This is a genomic window from Bradyrhizobium sp. CB82 (assembly GCF_029714405.1).
Lineage (GTDB): Bacteria > Pseudomonadota > Alphaproteobacteria > Rhizobiales > Xanthobacteraceae > Bradyrhizobium.
The window spans coordinates 821,293-843,580 of sequence record NZ_CP121651.1 but is presented as its reverse complement, the minus strand read 5'-3'; the positions used below and the strand labels follow the sequence as shown (position 1 = coordinate 843,580).

General features: G+C 62.2%; 18 protein-coding genes. 5 read left to right on the top strand and 13 right to left on the bottom strand.

Annotated features, from left to right (window positions below):
* Positions 1–4: 4 nt before the first annotated feature.
* From QA640_RS47950 to QA640_RS47895, 12 genes are all read right to left on the bottom strand, one after another.
* A complete protein-coding gene (locus QA640_RS47950) occupies positions 5–1,231 on the bottom strand; it encodes a CoA transferase (RefSeq protein WP_283043490.1) in 1,227 nt (408 codons plus the stop codon).
* Between the two features lie 10 nt (positions 1,232–1,241).
* Entirely contained in the window at positions 1,242–2,177 is a 936-nt protein-coding gene (locus tag QA640_RS47945; RefSeq protein ID WP_283043895.1) for an alpha/beta hydrolase, read from the bottom strand.
* 34 nt (positions 2,178–2,211) lie between these two features.
* Positions 2,212–3,006 (bottom strand): enoyl-CoA hydratase-related protein, encoded by a 795-nt coding sequence (locus QA640_RS47940; protein ID WP_283043489.1) that lies wholly within the window; start codon positions 3,004–3,006, stop codon positions 2,212–2,214.
* 62 nt (positions 3,007–3,068) lie between these two features.
* Complete coding sequence (locus QA640_RS47935; protein ID WP_283043488.1) at positions 3,069–4,289, bottom strand: acyl-CoA dehydrogenase family protein; 1,221 nt, start codon at positions 4,287–4,289, stop codon at positions 3,069–3,071.
* A gap of 201 nt (positions 4,290–4,490) precedes the next feature.
* Positions 4,491–5,468 (bottom strand): 3-hydroxyacyl-CoA dehydrogenase NAD-binding domain-containing protein, encoded by a 978-nt coding sequence (locus tag QA640_RS47930; RefSeq protein WP_283043487.1) that lies wholly within the window; start codon positions 5,466–5,468, stop codon positions 4,491–4,493.
* Between the two features lies 1 nt (position 5,469).
* Positions 5,470–6,399 (bottom strand): 3-hydroxyacyl-CoA dehydrogenase, encoded by a 930-nt coding sequence (locus QA640_RS47925; protein ID WP_283043486.1) that lies wholly within the window; start codon positions 6,397–6,399, stop codon positions 5,470–5,472.
* A gap of 267 nt (positions 6,400–6,666) precedes the next feature.
* Positions 6,667–6,975 (bottom strand): hypothetical protein, encoded by a 309-nt coding sequence (locus QA640_RS47920; RefSeq protein WP_283043485.1) that lies wholly within the window; start codon positions 6,973–6,975, stop codon positions 6,667–6,669.
* Positions 6,976–7,135: 160 nt separating this feature from the next.
* Positions 7,136–7,531: a cytochrome o ubiquinol oxidase subunit IV gene (cyoD, locus tag QA640_RS47915; RefSeq protein WP_283043484.1), complete on the bottom strand. Its 396-nt coding sequence runs from the start codon at positions 7,529–7,531 to the stop codon at positions 7,136–7,138.
* Entirely contained in the window at positions 7,528–8,163 is a 636-nt protein-coding gene (gene cyoC / locus QA640_RS47910) for a cytochrome o ubiquinol oxidase subunit III (RefSeq protein WP_283043483.1), read from the bottom strand. Before cyoC ends, cyoD begins: the two co-directional genes overlap by 4 nt.
* Positions 8,160–10,145, bottom strand: coding sequence for a cytochrome o ubiquinol oxidase subunit I (cyoB, locus tag QA640_RS47905; RefSeq protein ID WP_283043482.1), 1,986 nt, complete (start codon positions 10,143–10,145; stop codon positions 8,160–8,162). The genes cyoC and cyoB overlap by 4 nt, the downstream gene beginning before the upstream one ends.
* On the bottom strand, positions 10,142–11,020 hold the full coding sequence (gene cyoA / locus QA640_RS47900; protein ID WP_283043481.1) for a ubiquinol oxidase subunit II: 879 nt from the start codon (positions 11,018–11,020) through the stop codon (positions 10,142–10,144). Before cyoA ends, cyoB begins: the two co-directional genes overlap by 4 nt.
* Position 11,021: 1 nt before the next feature.
* Entirely contained in the window at positions 11,022–12,077 is a 1,056-nt protein-coding gene (locus QA640_RS47895) for a heme o synthase (RefSeq protein ID WP_283043480.1), read from the bottom strand.
* 795 nt (positions 12,078–12,872) lie between these two features.
* Here QA640_RS47895 and QA640_RS47890 point away from each other — a divergent pair.
* Together QA640_RS47890 and QA640_RS47885 are read left to right on the top strand one after the other, a co-directional pair.
* Positions 12,873–15,728 (top strand): winged helix-turn-helix domain-containing protein, encoded by a 2,856-nt coding sequence (locus QA640_RS47890; RefSeq protein WP_283043479.1) that lies wholly within the window; start codon positions 12,873–12,875, stop codon positions 15,726–15,728.
* A 117-nt stretch (positions 15,729–15,845) separates the two neighbouring features.
* Positions 15,846–17,450 (top strand): GMC family oxidoreductase N-terminal domain-containing protein, encoded by a 1,605-nt coding sequence (locus QA640_RS47885; protein ID WP_283043478.1) that lies wholly within the window; start codon positions 15,846–15,848, stop codon positions 17,448–17,450.
* 34 nt (positions 17,451–17,484) lie between these two features.
* On the opposite strand, the gene QA640_RS47880 is transcribed toward QA640_RS47885, so the two are convergent.
* On the bottom strand, positions 17,485–17,700 hold the full coding sequence (locus QA640_RS47880) for a hypothetical protein (protein ID WP_283043477.1): 216 nt from the start codon (positions 17,698–17,700) through the stop codon (positions 17,485–17,487).
* 1,372 nt (positions 17,701–19,072) lie between these two features.
* Here QA640_RS47880 and QA640_RS47875 point away from each other — a divergent pair.
* The 3 genes from QA640_RS47875 (at position 19,073) to QA640_RS47865 (ending at position 22,281) form a co-directional block, all read left to right on the top strand.
* Positions 19,073–20,002 carry a 3-hydroxyacyl-CoA dehydrogenase gene (locus QA640_RS47875; protein WP_283043476.1) on the top strand — a complete coding sequence of 310 codons (930 nt, stop codon included), beginning with the start codon at positions 19,073–19,075 and terminating at the stop codon, positions 20,000–20,002.
* Position 20,003: 1 nt separating this feature from the next.
* Positions 20,004–20,978, top strand: coding sequence for a 3-hydroxyacyl-CoA dehydrogenase NAD-binding domain-containing protein (locus tag QA640_RS47870; protein WP_283043475.1), 975 nt, complete (start codon positions 20,004–20,006; stop codon positions 20,976–20,978).
* A gap of 82 nt (positions 20,979–21,060) precedes the next feature.
* The gene (locus tag QA640_RS47865; protein ID WP_283043474.1) at positions 21,061–22,281 is read left to right on the top strand and encodes an acyl-CoA dehydrogenase family protein; all 1,221 of its coding nucleotides are present in this window, start codon (positions 21,061–21,063) and stop codon (positions 22,279–22,281) included.
* The last annotated feature ends 7 nt before the right edge of the window (positions 22,282–22,288 follow it).

Sequence of the window (22,288 nt, the reverse complement as noted above, 5' to 3'; positions counted from 1 at the left end):
GTGACTACGTCACCTGCTGCTTCGGCTTCGGGATAGCGCCGCCCGCGCGCAGGGCGTCGATTTCCGTCGCGGTGAATCCAAGCTGGTGCAGCACCTGCTCGTTATGCTCTCCGATATCGGGAGCGCGCTTCGCCGGCACCTTGGTGACGCCGTGAACCTGGATCGGGCTGCTGATCGTCGAGGTCAGCTTGCCGCCGGCGCCTTCGAGCGGCACGACGATATCATTGGCACGAAGCTGCGGATCGTTCACCACCTCCTGCGGTCCGCGTACCGCGCCGAACGTGACGTGCACGCCATTGAAGACCTCGTACCAGTGCGCCATCGGCTTCGAGCAGAAGATTTCGTCCAGAATGGCCGTGAGCGCCGGCATATTCGCCATCAACTTCTTGGGATCGGCGAACCGCGGGTCGGTCAGCAGATCCGTGCGGCCGAGGGCCTTCATGACGGCAGCGAGCTTGTCGGGCGTGACGATCAGCACGAACCAGGTGCCATCCTGGGCGCGGTACACGTTCATCGCGGCATTGGCCGGATGGGCGCGGTCGTGCAGCCCGAAGAACTTGGCATCGCACAGCGCCGCCTGGATCGACACGCTCGCCGACCATACGCCTTCGGCGAGCAGCGAGGTCGTGACGTGGGCTCCCTCGCCGGTACGCTCGCGGCGGTAGAGGGCGGTCACAATCGCGGAATAGAGCCCGACGGCGGTGGCGTTGTCGCCGCTGCCGGCCACCGGCCAGGTCGGCGGCGCGCCGGCATCGCGCGTCATCGACAGCAGGCCGCTGCGCGCCCAGTATGAGGTGATGTCGAAGCCGGGAAGATCCGCATCCGGACCCTTGTCGCCGAAGCCTGAAATGTCGGCATAGATGAGGCGTGGATTCCACTGCACGACATCCTGATATTCGAGCTTGAGCCGCGCACGAGCCGGGTGGGGCGTATTGACGATGAGCACGTCGGCCCATTTGACCAGCTTTTCCAGCACCTGATGCGCACCCGGGGACTTCAGGTCGAGCGCGATACCGCGCTTGTTGCGATTGGCCAGATGCCAGGGATAGGCGTCCTCCGCGACCGGTTGCGGCGGAAGGTGGTTGGCATGCCGCCAGAGCTCGCCGCTCGGCGGCTCCACCTTGATGACGTCGGCGCCGAAGTCGGACAGGATCACGGCGGCGCTCGGACCTGCAATGAAGCTTGCGAGATCCACCACCTTCAGTCCGGAAAAGATGTTGTCGGTCGGCATTGCTGTCTCCTCAGTGTTGAAGTTCGGGTACGAGTAAAACGCGACGATGATCGTCGTTGAGCTTTTCCAGCGTCTTGGATACCCAGCCGAGCAGGCGTTTGTGGACCTCGTACCGGTTGATCTCGTTCAGCATCTCGTGTCGACCGCCTGGATAGGCGTCGATAGCGATGTCGCGCAGCCCGGCATCGGCATAGCGGCTTATCAACGTGTGGATTCCGCGCAGGTGCTGCCCGATGGGATCTTCGTCGCCGCAGATCAGATAAATCGGCAAATCGCGGCGCACCCTGCGGAGCGCGGCCGGATCGTGCAATTGCGGTGCAGCGCCGAGCAGGGATGCAAGAGAGGCGGCGCTGAGGTCTGCAAAGCAGAGGGGATCCGCCAGGAACGCATCGACGGTTGCCCGGTCGCGGCTCAGCCAGTCAAAGGGCGTGCGCGCTGGTTCGAATGCGGCGTTGAACAGGTTGTTGCCTGCGGGCGGCAGCAGCGCGCTGCGTGCCAGCCGATCGAGCGCCCCCGATCCCGAGAGAATCAGGCCGTCAATCTCGTGGCTGTGATCGATGACGTATCTCTGCGCCGCGAACGATCCCATGTTGTGCCCCAGAAGCAGCAGCGGGAGGTCGGGATTTTCTTCTCTGGCGCGCTCGGTCAGGCGGGCCATGTCCTGCACGAGCAGCTCGAAGCCGCCCGTGCCAAACTCTCCCAACCGCATGTGGGCCGAGCGGCCGTGGCCGCGATGATCGTTCGCGTAGACAACGAGACCGGATGCAACGAGGATATCGATGGTGTCGGCATAACGCCCAATATGCTCGCCCATCCCGTGGGCGATCTGAACCGCAGCACGGGCCGGGCCGCGACTCTCCCAGCGCGTGCAGGCGATGCACAGTCCGTCCGAGCTGGTCAGCCGGAATCGCTCCATTGGAGCCGGGGTAGGAAGAGGCGTTGCCATGGCCACTGCCCGGTCTCGTTTGCGCTTTTGGATTTCAGCGTCCGCGAAACTGGGGTGCGCGTTTCTCGAGGAAGGCGGAGGTGCCTTCTTTCTTGTCCTCGGTTGCCGCGCAGATGCCGAAGTAGGACGCTTCGAGCGCAAAGCCCTCGGCCTGGCTTGTGTCCATTCCCTTGTTGGCCGCTTCCAGCGAGAGCTTCACCGCGATCGGCGCGTTGGCGGAGATCTGTTTCAGAATCGCCTCGGCGCGCGGGATCAGATTGGCCGCCGGCACAACTTCGTTGACGAGGCCGATCCGGTGCGCTTCCTGCGCGGAGATGGTCTCGCCTGTCAGGATCAGTTGCAGCGCGCGGCCCTTGCCGACCAGGCGCGGCAGGCGCTGCGTTCCGCCACCGCCCGGCAACAGGCCGAGCTTCACCTCGGGCTGGCCGAACTTGGCGTGCTCGGCGGCGATCCGGATGGTGCAGGCCATCGCAGTTTCGCAGCCGCCGCCGAGCGCAAAGCCGTTGATCGCCGCGATCACCGGCTTGCCCAGCGTTTCGATCAGATCGAGGACGCCCTGGCCGAAGCGACTTGATTCCTCGGCGTCATAGGCGTCGACATGCGCGAGCTCGCTGATGTCGGCGCCGGCAATGAAGGCCTTGTCGCCGGCGCCGGTGAGGATGGCGCCATGCACGGAGGCATCGGCCTTGACATCCTCGAAGGCAGCCTTCAGGTCCGTCCAGGTCGGCGTATTCAACGCGTTGAGCACCTTCGGACGGTTGAGGGTGACATAGGCGATGCCGTTCTTCTTCTCGTAGAGCACGTTTGCAAGCGCCGAGACGTCGGCCATTGTTCTCTCCTGTATTGCGATGAGTAGGCGACGGGCGGAGGTCCGCCCGCCTGGCGTTGCGATCAGACAAACGCGCTGATGCCGGTGATCGCCTTGCCGACGATCAGGTTCTGCATCTGATAGGTGCCCTCGTAGGAATAGAGCGCCTCGGCGTCAGCAAAGAAGCGGCCGATGTTGTAGTCGGCGATGATGCCGTTGCCGCCGAACACCTCGCGGCCCCAGGCGACGGTCTCGCGCGATTTTGCCGTGCAGAACGCCTTGGCCAGCGCAGCCTGGTGATCGCCGAGCTTGCCTTCGTCATCGAGCTGCGCCAGGCGCAGCATCAGGCATTGGCACGCCGTGACATTGCCGAGCATCTTGGCGAGCAGGTCCTGGATCAGCTGGAACGAGGCGATCGGCTTGCCGAACTGCAGGCGCTCCTGCGCGTATTTCAGCGTCGTCTCGAACGCGCCCATCTGGATGCCGGTCGAAGCCCAGCCCACCATGTAGCGCGTCATGCGCAGCACGCGGGCAGTATCGCGAAACGAGTTGCCGCCTTGCAGCCGATTGGCTTCGGGAACGTGAACGTCCTTCAGCGTGATCTGTCCGTTCTGCACCACCTTCAGCGCGATCTTGTGCTCCATCTTCTCGACGCTGAAGCCGGGGGTCGATTTGTTCTCGACGATGAATCCTTTCACCTGGTTGTCGGCGACGTCGCGCGCCCAGATGATCGAGATGTCGCACCAGGGCGAGTTGCCGATCCAGCGCTTCTGGCCGTTGAGAATCCAGGTGTCGCCCTCGCGCTTCGCGGTCGTGGTGAGGCCGCCACCCGTGCCGGAGCCGACCAGCGGCTCGGTCAGGCCGAAGCATCCGATCTTCTCCCAGCGCGCCATCGCCGGAAGCCACTTCTGCTTCTGCTCCTCCGAGCCGTCGAGATAGATCGAGCCCATGGCAAGGCCGCTATGCACGCCGAAGAAGGTGCAGATGGACGCGTCGACGCGCGCCAGCTCCATCGCGACATAGCCGAACAGCTTCTGGCTGCCCCCGGCGCAGCCATAGCCCTCGAAGCCGAGCCCGCCGATTCCGAGCTCCTTGAACGAAGGCAGCAACTCGAACGGAAACGCATCGTCGGACCAGTACTTGTTGACGATCGGCTTGACCTTCGATTCCATGAAGACCCGTACCTTCTTCACCTGCGCCAGCTCCTCGGCGGTCAGGAGCTCGACGAGCTGATAAAAGTCACCGTTCGGTACCGGCAGCGCCTTGGGCGCCTCCGTCATGCGGGCTGCGGTTGCTGTGGTCATGTCGAGGTCTCCTTGGGTGAAGCGGATGATGATCTCGACGGACAATTTGCTGCGAAAGCGGTCGGCGTTCTTGAAGCAGCTTGCGGTCCCGGGGACGTTCTTGCGCTGTTGTCTGCTCTCGCTTTCGCGTGTTGCCGAAGCGCAAGGAAAAGCCCCGAAGGGCGCTCGCCTTTCGGGGCTTTGATCTGCAACGGTCAGGTCTTAGACAGCGCGCTCCCTCAGTCGCGGGGCGCTCGCTTGTTCGACTCTCTTGCGGAGCTCGATGAGGCCCAGCAGGATCTCGTCACGTTCCGCTTCCAGTTCGCTGATCGAGCGCGAGCCGACTTCGGCGTGGACGCCGTCGATCAGCTTCTTTTGCACCTCGGGCGTCAGCTGCGGCGAGCCCAGCACTTTCCACCAGGCCGTCATGGGACCGGTAAACTGCTGGAAGAAATGCTCGATGCCACCCTGGCCGCCGCCGAGATGATTGAGCATCAACTGGCCCATGATGCCCCAGCGCAGGCCCGGTCCCCAGCTCAACGCGGTGTCGACATCGGCGGCGCTGACGACGCCGTCGGCGACGAGATGGTAGACCTCGCGGGCGAGCGCGGCCTGCAAGCGGTTCGCGACATGCCCGGGGACCTCCTTGTTGAGACGCACGGTCTTCTTGCCGAGGTCCGTGTAGAAGGCGGCGGCGCGCTGAATCGTGCTTTCCGACGTCTTCGCGCCGCCGACGATTTCAACCAGCGGAACCAGATGCGGCGGATTGAAGGGATGGCCGATCACGCAGCGTTCGGGGTGTTTTTCGCAAGCCGCCTGGATTTCGCTCATGGTCAGGCCCGAGGAGCTCGAGGCAATGATGACGTCGGCGGGCAGCAGATCGTCGAGTTGCCGATAGAGCGTCCGCTTGAAGTCGATCTTCTCTGGTCCGTTCTCCTGGACCAGGTCGGCGTCCTTCACGGCGGCGGCTAGCGCGGCCGTGAAGGTCAGCTTGTTCTGGGACGCGCCGGACGCGAGGCCTAGCCGTTGCAGCGCCGGCCAGGCCGCTGCGACAAAGCGCTTCAAAGCCGCTTCCGCGTCCGGCGCAACGTCTGTTGCCACAACCTCAAGTCCTTTCGCGAGGAAAAGCGCGGTCCAGCTCGCGCCGATGACTCCGGTTCCGATGATGGCGACCCGGCGAATGGGTTTGGTTTGCGACATGTCACTTCTCCTTGGGGATTTCGGCATAGGCGATGCCGGTGAGGTTGCCCTGGGCGTACAGGAAGTTGCGCTCGCCGGATCCGTCGAGGCGCGCGGAGTAGACCGAGCCGGCGAAGTCGGTGACGAACATGCGGTCGCCGGGCACGTCGAGCGCGATACCGATGCCTTCCATCAGATGGGTCACCACGATCTCGGGCTCAGCCGGCTTGTCGTCGATGGACGCGCGGTTCACGGTGTTGCCGCGCGGCGGATCGCCACGGTCGGTCCAGTACATGACGCGGTTCTCGTGATCGAGCTCGAGGTCGATCGGCTCCGGGAGCCGGTCGAAGAAAACCTCGATGTCGGAGCGATTGGTCGCCGTCTGGCCGGCGGGGATTTCGAGATTGGCGCGGAAGATGGCGCCGCGGCCCGCATTGTCGGGGCCCTTTTGCGACCAATAGATCTTCCGGTGCTTGGGATCGATCGAGAGCCCGACGCACCATTTGGTCGGATCGCGTGCGTCGGCATCGCCGCGTCCCGCTTCGATCAGCGTCTCTAGTCGCGATCCATCGAGGTTGCAACGCATGACGCGCATGCCCTCGCGGTCGCACCAGTAGAGCTTGCCGGACTTTTTATCGAGAACGATCTGCTTCGGGGTGTGGGTCTCGCCGACCGGGACAATGACCTTGCGGTTCTTGCCATCGAGATCGGCGCGCTCGATGGACCCGTCGTTGAGGTTGGGAATGCCCATATTGGTCCAATAGATATGGCCTTTCTCAACATCGACGACGATGCCGTCGGGCAGATGACATCCCGTCACGATCGTCTTGCGGTCGGAACCGTCGGTGTTCATCACGTGAATATTCCCGGCGTTCAGCTCGAGAACGAAGAGGCGAGGGGTCGTTGCTTGCGCGTTGGCGCTTTTGACGACGCTCAAGGCCGTTTTTGGCATGGGTTCACCTTTGTGCTTTCTTCATCCGAAGCGAGGTCGATCTCGTTCCGGTCTTGACTGTGACGCAGCGGCTGGTCGCCTTATTGAATGGGATTGCCGTCGCCGGGATGGTCTTGCTTTGCTTTTCGCCGCGCACCGGAAATGAACGCGGGTTTTCGCTGCGAAAAGTGTGCGGAAGTGAAGACCTGCAGCCAGATCCAGGACGACAGAAGCGGAAAGAGAATCATTGGCCCAACCTTTCGAAAATGAATGCGCCACGGCGGCTGCTTAGCCGCCGCACTTTGTTGCCAGCAGCTCGTTGAAGGTGTTGATCTCCAGGTCGAGTGCGCTGACGCTCGCACCGCCCGGGCATCCAGCGGCCGCCTGACGGGTCGTTACCGACTCATAGAAGGAAGCTGCGTAGGCGCGGCATGCGGTTTCACGATCGGTGGCATTGCTGAATTGACTGCGGACGGCCGACCAGTGCGTCCGGATGGTGGCGATTGTGGACGGCGCCGCGCATTGCGAAGCGGCGGCAGGGAGGGGGGAGGCATTGAGTGCTGCTGAAGCCAGTACAATGGCAAGCCGGATCATCATGGGGCAGCTCCATCATTGAGGGATGCTGCGATGCTATGGCCTCGACGAATTTGTCGCGCGAACGTCTTTGCTGGTATTGGAACAGGTTTGTTGGAATGAGAGATCCGGGACGACGTCCGTGCGCTTCAGGCGTCGTCCCGATATAGCTCGCAATGGCGTCTCAGCGCTGCATATGAAGGTCCATGATCTCCGGCCCCATCATCATGTTGTCGTTCAGGTCCGCCATGATCAGAAGCGATCCGACAACGACGAGCAGCACAATCAGCACGCCGAAGGCGAGGGCCATCACGTTGTTGGTGTTGTCGGGGCCGGTGGTGACGTGCAGGAAAAATACCAGATGAATCCCCATCTGCGCGATCGCCAGCACGATCAGTCCGAGCGCGACGCCGGGCGGCCAGAGCAGCGAGGTATTGGCAACCCAGAACGACATGGCCGTGAGGATCACCGCCAGCGCCAATCCAATGTTGTAGACGAGTGCGCCGGAGGACGTGCCGCGTTCCACATCCGGTAGTGCCGACGCATCACCAGGTGCGCGATCATACTGCGTGTCGGTCATGAAACGACTCCCATCAGATAGACGACCGTGAACAGCCAGACCCAGACGATATCGAGGGCGTGCCAGAACAGCGAGAAGCAGAGCAGGCGACGTTCGACGTTCGGACGAAAGCCCTTGATGGCAACCTGGGCCATCATCACCGCCAGCCAGACCAGGCCGGCGGTAACATGCAGTCCGTGACAGCCAACCACGGCGAAGAAGGCGGAGAGGAAGGCGCTGCGTTGCGGTCCGGCGCCGATCGCAATCATGCCGGCGAACTCCCGTAATTCCAGTGCCAGGAACGCGGCCCCGAGCACGAAGGTGACGAGGGCCGCCAGATAGGTGAGGCCAAAGCGCTGCGATTCGATGGCGAGCGACATCCGTCCGCAGGTGTAGCTCGAGGCTAAAAGACAGGCGGTTTCGATCACGACGGCACGCTGATTGAACAGCTGCGCGCCGGTCGGACCGCCTGCGGTCGCGTGTACGAGCACCGCGTATCCAGCAAACAGCGCCGCAAACATCACGATGTCGCTCAGCAGGAAGATCCAGAAGCCGTAGCCGACCACGATCCGCTTGGTGGCCGGACCAGCTTCGCTTGCGCTCAGCCGTGCCTCGTGCCGGACGTCTCCATCAACTGCAACAGCGATGTTCATGCCGCAATCTCCATCGAATTCGCCTGTTCGAAATGCGCGATCTGATCGGGAGGGACTTCCGTCTCGTCTTCATCGCGGAACGCGAAGGCGAGCATGGTCAGGAAGATTCCGATCGCTCCAACCCCGGCCATCCACCAGATGTGCCAGATCAGGGCAAAGCCGCTGATGACGGCGAAGAATGCGATGACGAAGCCGGCGGGGCTGCTTTTTGGCATCTCGATCGGCTCGAACCCGCTCTGCTTCGCCGGCTGGGGCTCATGCGAGCGTTCGCGCTGCTTCATGTTCCAGAACGCGTCGAGGCTCGTGACCTTTGGCAGCACCGCGAAATTCCAGGCCGGCGGCGGCGAGGCCGTTGCCCATTCCAGGGTGCGGCCGTCCCACGGGTCCGCGCTCGCCTGCAGCTGTTCGCGATTGCGGATCGAGACGACGAGCTGCACCACTTGGCAAACGACGCCCGCTAGAATAACGGCCGCGCCCACTGCCGCAGCGATCAGCCAGGGCTGCCAGCTGACGACGTCGTAATGCTGCATACGGCGGGTCATGCCCAACAGGCCCAGCCAGTAGAGCGGCATGAACGCGAGATAGAAGCCGATCAGCCAGCACCAGAACGAAGCCGCGCCCCATCGTTCGTCGAGCTTGAAGCCGAATGCCTTGGGGAACCAGTAATTGTAGCCCGCCATCAGGCCGAACACGACGCCTCCGATGATGACGTTGTGGAAGTGGGCGATCAGGAACAGGCTGTTATGCAGCTGGAAGTCTGCCGGAGGCACGGCCATCAGGACGCCAGTCATGCCGCCGATTACGAACGTCACCATGAAGCCGATCGACCACAGGATCGGGACGGTGAAGCGGACGCGGCCGCCATACATCGTGAACAGCCAGTTGAAGACCTTCACGCCGGTCGGCACCGCGATGATCATCGTCATCACACCGAAGAAGCCGTTGACGTTGGCGCCTGCGCCCATGGTGAAGAAGTGGTGCAGCCAGACGATGAATGACAGCACACAGATCGCCATCGTCGCGGCGACCATGGAGCGGTAGCCGAACAAGGGTTTCCCGGAGAAGGTCGACACCACCTCGGAAAAGATGCCGAACGCCGGCAACACCAGGATGTAGACCTCCGGATGGCCCCAGACCCAGAATAGGTTGACGTACATCATCGCATTGCCGCCGGCATCGGTCGTGAAGAAATGGAATCCGAGGTAGCGATCGAGCAGCAGCATCGCGAACGTTGCCGTCAAGACTGGGAACGCCGCGACGATGAGCAGATTCGAAGCGAGCGCCGTCCAGCAGAACACGGGCATGCGCATCAGGCTCATCCCGGGCGCCCGCGTCTTCAGGATCGTGGCGACGAAGTTTATTCCCGTCATCAACGTGCCCACACCCGAGATCTGGAGCGCCCAGAGATAGTAGTCGACGCCGACGCCGGGCGAGAATTGCAGCTCACTGAGCGGCGGATAGGCGACCCAACCGGTTTTCGCGAACTCGCCGACCGCGAGCGAGATGTTGGTCAGCAGGATGCCCGACGCGGTCAACCCGAGGGCGACCGAGTTCAGGGTGGGAAAGGCCATGTCGCGGACGCCGAGCTGAAGCGGCACTGCGAAATTCATCATGCCGATCACGAATGGCATCGCCATGAAGAAGATCATGATCGTGCCATGCGCCGAGAAGATCTGGTCGAAATGCTCCGGCGGCAAATATCCTTGCGCGCCGCCTGCGGCAAGAGCCTGCTGCGCCCGCATCATGAGGGCGTCGGCAAATCCGCGCAACAGCATGATCAGCGCCAGGATGATGTACATGACGCCGATGCGCTTGTGGTCGACCGAAGTGATCCATTCCCGCCAGAGATAGGGCACATAACCCTTGAGGGTGACCCACGAAAGGATGGATACGATGACCAGGACCATGCCGCCCGAAGCGCCCATGATGATGGGCTGGTCCAGGGGAATTGCGCTCCAGTCGAGCTTGCCAAGTAGACTCATTTTTCTGCCCTCATTGAGGTGGAATAGGTGCGGCACAACGCATCGTCAGACTGTTGCGTTTGGGAAACCTGGATCGTGTCGAACAGGCCGGGAACGACCGTGCGATAGGTGAACGGCGTCGTCGCAGCACTTGGCTTGACCAGCTCCGCATATGTCGTGGCATTCAATTCGGGCCCGACGCTGCGCGTTGCGTCCACCCATTCCGAGAACTTTTCGGCTGCCACGGCGTCGACATTGAAGTACATGTCCGAAAAGCCGTCGCCGCTGAATTGCGCGGACATTCCGCGGTAGCTGCCCGGCTGGTCGGCCTGCAGGTGAAGGCGCGTCACCATTCCGGCCATGGTGTAGATCTGGCTGCCAAGCTGCGGTACGAAGAAGCTGTTCATCACGCCGGAAGACGTCAGTTCGAAACTGACCGGCGTGCCCACGGGGATCGCCAGATAGTTGACACTGGCGATGCCCTGGTCGGGATAGATGAACAGCCACTTCCAGTCGAGCGAAGCGACCTGGACTCGCAATGGCTTCACTGTGGACACGATGGGCTTGCGCGGGCTGACATCGTGCGAGCCGACCCAGGCGACACCGCCGACCAGAAACACCGTCATCGCCGGAATCGACCAGACCAGCATCTCGAGACGGCCGGAGTAGGTGAAATCCGGCCGATAGCGCGCACGCGTGTTCGATGCACGAAACCAGTAGGCAACGCCCAGCGTGGCGACGATCGTCGGGATCACGATCGCCAGCATGATGCCGAGCGAGTTGAACAGGATTTGCCGCTCGGCGATGGCAATAGGCCCTTTGGGATCGAGCACGCCGTCGCAGCCGCCCAGTGTCGCGGCACCCATCAGGACCGCGGCCAGTAAACCGTATCGCATGTCAGACCTCGCCTGCGCTGATGTTGAGAGAAGGGGATGCGCTGCGAACCGAGCCCTGCAGGTGCTCGGCATGCACCCATCCGACGATGCGGCCGCCGTGCCTGGACGAGGAGGAACCGCCGCCCTGGTCGATCAGGAGCGCCGCAAACAGCACGAACAGATAGGAGATGGAAAATACGAACAGCCTGTGAGCGGCGCGGCGATCCGGCCCGGTGCTGCTGTTCAGTCGGACGGCGAGCAGGAGGAAGATCGCCCCACAGATTGCGGCAATCGCGCCATACGCGATGCCGGCAAATCCCAGCACAAAGGGGAGCTCCGAGGCGACGGCCATCAAGCCGCTGTAGATCAGGATCTGTCGCGTCGTGGCCTGCCATCCCGCGACAACCGGCAACATCGGCACGCCGGCGCGCTCATAATCCTCGTTCCGGTTGAGCGCCAGCGCCCAGAAGTGGGCCGGCGTCCACAGGAAGATGATGAGAAACAGCGTAAGGGATTCGAGCCCGATCTCCCCTGTTGCCACAGCCCAGCCGATGACGGGCGGCAGCGCGCCGGCGGCACCGCCGATGACGATGTTCTGTGGTGTAGACCGCTTCAGCCACGCCGTGTACACGACAACGTAAAAGAGGATTGTTCCGGCCAGCAGCGTGGCAGCCGCGAGATTCGCGGCCAGCGCGAGGGCAGCGACTGCGACGACAGCAAGAGCGACACCAAAGACGAGCGCCTCGATCTTCGAGATGCGGCCGCGGGGAATTGGCCGCATCGCGGTGCGCGCCATCACCGCATCGATGTCGGCGTCATACCACATATTGAGCGCGCCGGAGGCGGCGGCGCCGGCAGCGATGGCGAGAACCGCAACAAGAGCTTGAAAGGGATCGAGATCGCCGTGCGCGCAGGTCAATCCTACGACTGCGGTGAAGACAGCGAGCAGCATCACACGTGGTTTGCCGAGCTCGAAGAAGTCCGACACGCGCCAGCGCTCGATGAGATGCCCCACGACATGAGAAGACGCGGAAACAGCCGGCCTGCGAAGCGGGTCAGCGACGATTTTGACATTCATTGGGTTTGCTCCGCGTTCATTCGAAGTCAAATGCGTTCGCGAGCGGTGGAGAACCGCTGCTCTCACGCGGGTTGTTCGAGGACTGCATCGTTTCGCACCTGCCGACACGCTCTCGCTCAGAGCTCCGCGGCAATGTGATGCGAATGCTGGCTGCGATCTTGGATGAGATTGCCGCCGCTGGGACAGCTTTGCGTTCCAGAAGGACGTTGCGATGCGCGGATTACGAGCGGCCGTTTCGTATGAAACTGCAGGCGGGATGCAATAACGTGGCGGCTCGGACGATTTGCGGCCAGGCTCGGGCGATCAGTTGCTCTTTGCGGGCCACCTCGCCGGGGCGCTGGACCAGAAAGGCATGAATATCGAAAGCGCGGCTTCCGAGCTGTACTTGCCTGTCGCCCGCAAAAAGCAGCTGTCGCTCCACGTGGAGCGAGAACGGACCGAAAGAGATTGCGCGTCCAGGAATTGCAGCCGGGCGTTGATGTGGCCGTCTCTTTTGCGCAATTTAGCGAATTTTGCTCGTCGCGGCAGGAATGGGTAAGTCTTCCAGGCCTCTGCTCTGTAGATCGTGTCAATCGAGGAAAGATTGCGGAAGCCGTTGCTTTTGCTTTGCAATTTCTCAAAGCACCCGAATCGGAGCACATGCTGCTTGACCGGCCGCTTAGATGCGGAGCGAAAAATGGTATTTTAATCCCGAGACCCGGCCGTTAAGATCAAAGTTGAGGCACCCGGTCGCCGCAGCGGTCGGGTCGACCAGACCGTCGCGCCGATCGTTGCTCCCTATAAGAAGTATTTGCCTTGCAGACGGCTATTCCTACGAGCGGCCCTCGTACCCAGGAGGTCGTCTCCTTCGGGCCGTTTCGGTTGTATCCCTCGGAACGCGTTCTCAAGAAGGCCGACGAGACGGTCAAGCTTGGCAGCCGTGCGTTCGATATCCTCCTCGCTCTGGTTCAGAATGCGGGTGAAGTGGTCGGCCAAAGAGAGCTGATCGCCAAGGTTTGGCCCGGGATTTTTGTCGAAGAGGTCACCCTTCGGGTCCATCTCACGGCGTTGCGCAAGGCCCTCGATACCGGTGAGGGTGGCGAGCGGTACCTCACGAATGTGCCGGGCCGCGGCTATTGCTTCGTTGCGCCGACGTCGCGGGAGATGGTTGGTTTGCCGACCGCCGATGAATTTCCTGAAGCTCACTACCCTCTGCCACCGGCGCTCGGGCAGATGGTAGGGCGCGACGAGATCGTCAGCGAAATCTGTCACAAGCTGACGAGCGAGCGGTTCGTGACCGTTGTCGGACCAGGCGGGCTGGGCAAGACAACGGTGGTGCTATCCGTTGCGCGCAGATTGCTGCCCGAATTTTTTGGCGCCGTCTGCTTCGTGGAGCTGAGCCCGGTCGCCGATCCGCGGCTGTTGGCGCCAGCCGTCGTGTCGGCCTTCGGCCTGCCGGTGCAGTCCGGCGATCCGATACCGGGATTGGTTGGCCATTTGCATGGCAAGCCCGTCCTGCTGATTCTTGACGGCTCCGAACATCTTGTTTCGGAGGCGGCGGCGCTGTCGGAGAGGCTTTTTGCGGCGCTGCCGCAGCTTCATCTGCTGGTGACCAGCCGGGAAGTCCTGCGCGTCGGCGACGAAAACGTCTACCGCCTTTCTCCCCTCGAAACTCCGCCCGATGGCTCAAGTCTGACGGCCGCCGAGTTGCTCGGCTTCCCGGCCGTGAAACTGTTCGTGCAGCGCGCGACGACGAGCGGCGGGCAGATCAACCTGGCGGATCAGGACGTGAGGATCGCCGGCAATATTTGTCGCAAGCTGGGCGGCAACGCACTTGCCATCGAGCTGGCGGCGGGGCGCGTCGGCGCCTACGGCCTGCAAGAGATTGCAAGGCTGCTCGACAGTGAATTTGCCTTGCGCTGGCCCGGGCGCCGGACCGCTCCGCCGCGTCATCAGACACTGGGCGCGACCCTCGACTGGAGCTACAATTTGTTGTCGGAGGTCGAGCGCACGGTTCTGCGGCGCCTGGCCGTATTCGTCACAGGCTTCACGCTCGAAGCCGCGCAGCAGGTCGCCGGAGGCCCAGGGGTCGGGGCGGAAGAGGTGTTCGACGCGGTCGGCGGGCTGCTGATGAAATCGCTGGCCTCAGCCGACACGACAGGATCGATCGCGCGCTATCGTCTGCTGGACACGACACGCACATATGCCGCGCTGAAATTGGCCGATGCCGGAGAGCTCGACCAATTCCGGCGCGCGCACGCCGAATACTATTGCTCATTTTTGAAAGTGGCGAATGAGGCGGATTTGCCGACGGATGATCGGCGCGCCCTGGTGACACATCTCGATGACATCCGCGCCGCACTGCATTGGGCATTTGGACCTAGCGGCGATCCACGCATTGGCGTCGACCTGACGAGCCACGCGAGTTCAATCTGGTTGAGCAAAGCCTTGTTTGCCGAATGCCGTGACTGGACGATCCGAGCCGCCGCGGTTGCGCCCGACCGAGAGGATGGCAAGGCGACAGACCAGCAGATCGTGATCCATCTGGCGCTCGCGAGCTCCCAGTTGTTCACGACGAGCTTTTCGGTGGAAGCGATGGTCGCCTGGACCAGGACGCTGGAAAACACCGTTCGCGAAACGCAGGGCAAATTGATACTGCGCTATCTGGCCTCCTGGGGAGGGAATATCCGGACCCGCTACGATGAGGCGCTCGAACTTGCGCAACGTTGTGCCGAAGATGCGAGGAAGCTGTCTGATCCAGGTCCGACCGCCCTGGCGGAGTGGATGCTGGGTCATTCTCTGCATCATCTCGGCAGGCTGGCAGAGTCGCGAACGCATCTCGAGCGCTCGCTCGCTATCGACACGGAAAAGGCGCGGCTCGCGCAGGTCAATGCGATCGGCTACGACCGTCGCGTTGATACGCTCGGCAATCTCGCAAGCACGCTGTGGCTGCAGGGATTTCCCGAGCAGGCCGAGTTGTTGGGTTTGCGCGTGCTCGAAGCGGCGAGGCCGCTTCAATTCGCAATGCCGCTCAGCGTGGCGATGACATGGGCCAGCTTCCACAGGTACTTGTCCGATACCGATATCGACGCCGTCGAGCACGACATCGTCGAGCTGATCGAGCACGCCAGGACTCATTTGATAAAACCGCAGGTGGGGATTGGGAATTGCCTTCTGGCTCTGTGCCAGACCAGGCGGAATGAGTTCGACACGGCGATGCCGCTGGCGAGCGAGGGGCTGCGTCTGCTGGCCGAAATGCAATATGAAGTGTTCGTTCCTCTCATCCTGGCGCATCTCAGCGAGTCCGCAATCGCGGCGGGTCGCCGTTCTGACGCCGTATCGCTGATGGCGCAGCTCGCAGGCAGGGATCTCAACAGGGAGCATTGGTGCACGGCCGAGGTTCTGCGGGTGAAAGGACTGCTCGCGCTATTGGACAATCCCGCCGACGCGGCAGCCGCTCTCTTCCTGCAATCGGCGGCACTGGCGCGCAAGCAAGGCGCGCTCGCCTGGGAACTGCGGACCGCGATGAGTCTCGCCCGGCTGAAGGCCGATCAGGGCAACCCTGGCGAGCCCAAAAAGCTGTTGGAAGAGGTTTATAATCGGTTCACAGAGGGTTTTGAAACTGTTGATCTTCTTGCGGCACGGCGCCTGCTCGGCGAGTTGGCTCGATAAACATTCAGAGCCGTCGGAGTCGGACTTGGTGTCAACTGACAAGCGCGATTGAGGATCGCGACATCAGCTTTGGTTCGCCACCCCGCCGTGGATAAAATCCGACAAGGGAGAGACTCGGTGGCATACGATTATGTTCTCGCAGGCGGCGGCTCTGCCGGCGCGACGCTCGCGGCTCGCCTTTCGGAAGATCACAGGCTCACCGTTTGCCTAATCGAGGCCGGCGGCGAGGGCAGGGGTGTTGTCGTCAGGGCGCCGATCGGCGTGGCGGCAATGCTGTCGGGCAAGCCGAAGATCAACAACTGGGCCTTCGAGACAGAGCCGCAGCCCGGGCTCAACGGACGCCGAGGCTACCAGCCGCGCGGCAAGGCGCTGGGCGGATCGAGTGCGATCAACGGCATGATCTATATCCGCGGCCATCACACCGACTATGACGACTGGGCAGTACTTGGATGCGAGGGCTGGTCGTGGAAGGAGGTCCTGCCTTACTTCAAGCGTGCGGAAGGCAACGAGCGCGGCGCCGATGCTTTTCATGGCGGTGACGGCCCGCTGCGCGTCGCCAACCAGCGCAGCCCGCGGCCGATCGCGTCGGCCTTTGTAGAAGCCTGCGCGGAGAACCAGATCCGTCGCAATGACGACTTCAATGGACCGGAACAGGAGGGGGCCGGTCTTTATCAGGTGACCCAGTTCTGGGACGGCGACAGGAACGGCGAACGCTGCTCGACGGCAGCCGCCTATCTGCATCCGGTGATGAACCGGCCGAACCTCACGGTCATTACGCACGCGCAAGTCACCGGGATCGTGTTCGACGGCAAGCGTGCGACCAGCCTGCGCTACCGCCGCGGCGGGCGCGAAGAGGTCGCCGAAGCCTCGCGTGAGGTGATCCTTTGCGGCGGAACCTTCGGCTCGCCGCAGCTTCTGCTGCTCTCCGGTATCGGTCCGGCGGATGAACTTAGGCGACATGGAATCGGCGTCGTACACGAGCTCAAGGGGGTCGGCAGGAATCTGCAGGATCACCTCGATTGCATCACATGCTATTCATCGAAAGAGACCGACCTGTTCGGTCTCACCCCGGGCGGCGTGGTCAAGCTGGGTCGCAGCATGCTTCAATGGCGCAGAAACGGAACGGGCCTCTTCGCGTCGCCCGGTTCGGAAGGCGGAGCCTTCCTGAAATCGGATCCCAGCCTCGATCGCCCCGATCTTCAGTTGCATTTCATCATCGCCAAACTGGAGGACCATATGCGCAAGGTGCATTTTGGCTATGGCTTCTCCTGCCGCGTCTGCCAACTGAGGCCCTACTCGCGCGGCGAGGTCGGCCTGACCAGCAGCGATCCCCTGGCGCCGCCGCGTATCGATCCGCGTTTTCTATCCGACGCGCGCGATGCCGAGATCATGCTGAAGGGCGTCAAGCTCGTGCGGCGGATCGTGCAGGCGCCGGCGTTGGCGAAGTATCGCCACAGGGATCTCTTCGCCGCCGGGATCACCTCTGACGAGGCGCTGATGGATCACATCCGCAACAAGGCCGATACGATCTATCACCCTGTGGGCACCTGCAAGATGGGTGTCGATGACACGGCCGTAGTGGACCCCAAGCTGCGCGTGCGCGGGTTGCAGGGACTTCGGATCGTCGATGCTTCGGTCATGCCGACGCTGGTCGGCGGCAACACCAATGCGCCGACCATCATGATTGCCGAGAAGGCAGCGGACTTGATCAAGGCGGCATAGCCGGGCTTTGTAGCGAAGGTCGGCTTTCGACCCCTTACCACGCATTCAGCCGTTCAGCGGCGGCAGTCGAGCGGGCCAAAGCTCTGGCCGCGTCGGCATGCGACGCTTTCTCGGCACGCCGCTCATAATCCTCGGCCAGCGCCCTGAGCTGAGCCGCAACCGCGCAATCGGTCATGGTCTGGGCGCTGCGGAACAAGGTCTTTGCTGTTTCCAGATATGCCTTGCCTCGTCGTGAAATCTCGAATGTCATGATACCCTCGCGCGGTTCTCCGGCAGCGGGTTCAGCGCGATCCGGAGCCACGGCAGCCAGCTGCGGTCGCTTTCCCGGCGCGTTCTGAAACGATCGACGCACTTTTGCGAACAAAGCGGTGTGAATAGTGCCGGACGAGACCAGACTTGCCGTCACAGACCGCACATCGCGTGGCACCAACAGTCCTGGAGCATTCCAGACGGCTCTGCATTGTTGTCTCCTTCCGTTCGTCGATGTCCCTCTTTGCCACGGTCGCATCGGATGAGCCGATGCGCTTTCCCATGCATCTAGACTGACTAGGGCGATCGGGCCCGTGGTCTCAATTGCCCCTTCGTAAAGCGCGATCATCTGAAGGGGGCACGGAACCATACGTAGGTATGGCGTCGCGTCGGCGACTACTGAAACGCGAGCTCGTCTACGCGGCAACATGGCGCTCCGGTCGACCCGAGCGAGATCGAGGCGCACGATTGCGCAGTTGCAGACCGTTCTCGGCAAATCTGTTCAATCGGAAAGAGGTGACCAGTCGTAGGGTGGCGGCGTCGCGATCCGCCCTTTCCCCTTGATCGGCGCAACGTGGCACAAGACCTGACGAGCGCCGGTCCTCTCCCGACACGCTCCGAGCCTCGCGGCCGTTCTGGCGCGGCTCCGACCAGGTCGACTTCTGGCCGATGGCGGTTTGCCATCGGCCTTTTTTCGTCGTTGGCGCGTCGCGCGTTTGTCCTTCGAAGAAGCCGGGCGACTGCGAAGAGCATGCCCGTCGCCGGCAAGCCAATTACTCGCCGTGACTAGACGACTGACGTCTCGGACGCGTTGATTCATCCAGCCTTTGCGCGCTCTCGCAGCTGGATTTCACGCTAAGCCATTGATCTGGAGGGGTGGATTCTAACCCAGTTGGAAAAGTTCCGTTGAGATATCAATGCGAATTGGAGGTCTCTTAATCAGCGGGTCCTCTTGTCAGCTTCTGACTTGAAGCAGGGAGGGCGGCTGGATCTAGCTAAGCCCCGCTCTCAGAGGCGGCCCCTGTGGCAGGGCGGCTCAAGAAGATCGTTTGTAGCCCGGTATGGCCCATGCCTTTAGCGCAACGCCTCGGTGCGGCCGCGATCACAGGTTCGAAGTCGCGCTTGAGGACACCGTGGGCGCCGTGTTCGCGGATCAGTGTGCGACGGTTTCTGCCCGGCAGATCATCGTCGTCGATCGATTGGAAGCGGCGGCCCTGAACAAGATCCGCAAACCTGTCCACGAGCTTGCGCTCGGAGACGCGCAATCATTCCAGCGGTCGCACTCCTGTCCAAGATAATGGTCGGCTGTCGCGGCACAGTCGCGGTCGAGTTCTGATCCCCACTTTTGTCAGAGCGCAACAAAGGTGTGCGATATGCCCGAGGCAGTCATAAAATCTTCTGAAAGCGCTGTTGGCAGGGCGGTTGTCCCGCGCCTCTTCGTGCTCGAGCTGAACGCCGGCCGCATTCACTCCATGAATACGGATGGCTCCGACCACAAAACCATTGTGACGGACTGCCGGCTCCCCGACGGCATCGCCGTCGATGTTGAAGCTGGCCACATCTACTGGACCAACATGGGTGTCCCGAACCTGAACGACGGGTCCATCGAGCGCGCCGATCTCGACGGCAGCAACCGCCAGACAATCGTCGCGCCGGGACGGACCCACACTCCGAAACAGATGATTCTCGATAAGAAAGGCGGCAGGCTCTATTGGTGCGACCGCGAGGGCATGCGCGTCATGCGATGCAATCTCGACGGCTCGCGGCTGGAGACGCTCATCGAGGCGGGGCGCGGCGATGCCGATCGCCAGGACCAGGCGCGATGGTGCATTGGGCTCGCGATCGACTCGAAATTGGGGCGGATCTACTGGTCACAAAAGGGACCGGACAATGGCGGGCTTGGCTGTATCTACCGGGCCAATGTCGAGATTCTCGCGGGCCAGACTGCCGCGAGCAGGTCTGACATCGAGATCTTCTTCGATGGTCTGCCGGAGCCGATCGATCTCGAGCTCGACCACAAGAACCGCGTTCTCTACTGGACCGACCGCGGCGACCCTCCGCGCGGCAACACTGTGAACCGCGCCTCGATCGACAGGAAGCCTATCGCGCCGGAGATCGTGGTGACCCATCTCATGGAGGGGATCGGTATCACGCTCGACGTTCCAAACAACTGCATGTTCGTGACCGATTTCGCCGGCTCGGTCTACTCCGCACGGCTCGATGGATCCGGGAAGCGAGACTTCCTCTACGCACAGGGTAACCTCACCGGCATTGCCTACGCCGAGATCCCGAAGGAGAAGTGACATGTCGCAAGACAAACCCATTCGCCGAGTTGCCATCATTGGCACGGGCGTCATCGGCGCAAGCTGGGCCGCGCTCTTCCTTGCCAAAGGCCTTGACGTGGTAGCGACAGACGTTGCGCCGGGCGCCGAAGCGGCATTGAAGCGCTTTGTTGGAGCGGCCTGGCCCGCACTGCAACGGCTTGGCCTGGCATCCGGTGCTTCTCAGAACAGGATGTCATTCACTTCGGTCCTCACCGACGCGGTCAAGGATGCCGATCTAGTCCAGGAAAATGGGCCCGAGAAGATCGACTTCAAGAAGACGCTTTATCGGCAACTGGATGAGCTGCTGCACCCCGGCGTCATTATCGCCTCAAGCTCGTCGGGCTTGACCATGAGCGAGATCCAGTCGGCGTGTGAAAAACATCCGGAGCGTTGCGTGATCGGCCACCCGTTCAATCCGCCGCATCTGGTCCCGCTGGTCGAGATCGTCGGCGGAGTAAAGACGTCGGAGAGCACGATCCAGCGCGTCGCTGAGTTCTACACGAGCCTCGGCAAGCGGACTGTCCGCCTGAACAAAGAAGTCCCTGGGCACGTTGCGAACCGTTTGCAGGCCGCGCTGGCGCGGGAGGTCTACCATCTCGTCGCCGAGGGCGTCGTCAGCGTCACCGATGTCGACACCGCATTATGCTGGGGCCCGGGTCTCCGCTGGGGCATCATGGGGCAGGTGCTGCTCAATCATCTCGGCGGCGGCCAGGGTGGCATCGAGCATTTCTTCCAGCAATTCACCGGCCCCATGACCGCCTGGTGGAAGGTGCTGGGTTCTCCGCAGCTGACGCCTGAGGTTCAGAAGAAACTGATTGACGGTGTCCATGCCGAGGTCGGCTCGCGCTCGATCGACGAACTTGCGGCAGAGCGCGACGAAGTCCTGCTCGGCCTGCTTGAGCTGCGCAACCAGGTTACCTCGAACCAAACGAAATCGAGGGCGCCGGTCGCCTGAGGCCCCTGGCGAGATCGTTCATACGTCCAACCCGTCCGTCAACTCTTTCAGGCTTCCGAGCCGCAGCGAGGAGAGATCCCAAATGCCCACAGCGAGCGCAGCAAGCAAGACCGCAGCACCAAAGCCAGTACCCGTCCCGAATGGCGACTTCTACCAACTGGTCGATCTTCTCACCTCCGAGGAGAAAGCGGTCGTCCGGAAGGTGCGGACCTACATGGAGACCAAGGTTCAGCCCATCATCAACAAATATTGGGCCGATGACGCGTTTCCGTTCGAACTGTTGCCGTCGTTCAATGATCTCGGCATCGGTGGGCTTGGCTACGAGGGGTATGGCTGCGCGGGCGGGAGTCAGAAGCTGTTCGGCTTTGTCGCGATGGAACTGGCGCGTGTTGACGCATCCATTTGCACGTTCTTCGGAGTGCACAGCGGACTGGCTATGGGCTCGATCTATCTCGATGGATCGGAAGAGCAGAAGCAGAAATGGCTGCCGCCGATGGCGCGCTGGGAAAAGATCGGCTGCTTCGGCCTCACCGAGCCCTTGGTGGGATCCGGGGCGAGCGGCGGACTGACCACGACTGCCAAGCGCGAAGGAGACACCTGGATTCTCAATGGACAGAAGCGGTGGATCGGTAACGCGCCGTGGTGTGATCTGTCGATCATCTGGGCGCGCGATGTCGCCGACAACCAGGTCAAGGGCTTCATCGTCGAAAACAAATCCACACCGGGCTTCAGCGTAGAGAAGATCGAGCACAAGATCGCGCTCAAAGTGGTCCAGAACGGCCAGATTACGCTGAAGGACGTGCGGGTGCCTGAGGCGAACCGCCTGCAAGGCGGCAACTCGTTCCGCGACACTGCTCGAGTGCTCCGAATGACGCGATACATGGTGGGTTGGGAGTCAACCGGTATCCAGATGGGCGCATTCGAAGCAACCCTTAAATACGCCCAGGAGCGGCTGCAGTTCGGGAAGCCGATCGCTTCGTTCCAGTTGATTCAGGATCTGCTCGCCAAGATGCTCGCCAACGTGACGGCGTGTCAGTGCCTGATGCTGCGCCTGGCGCAGATGGACGATGAAGGCAAGCTCGGCGACCATCATGCGGCGCTGGCGAAGGCTTTCTGCACGTCGAAGTCACGCGAGACGGTCGCTTGGGGCCGCGAGATCCTGGGCGGTAACGGCATTGTTGCCGACTACAACGTTGGGCGCTTCTTTGCCGATGCGGAGGCACTCTACTCCTACGAAGGTACGTATCAGATGCAGAATCTGATCGTCGGCAAGGCCATCACCGGTCACGGCGCCTTCGTGTGACATCTCG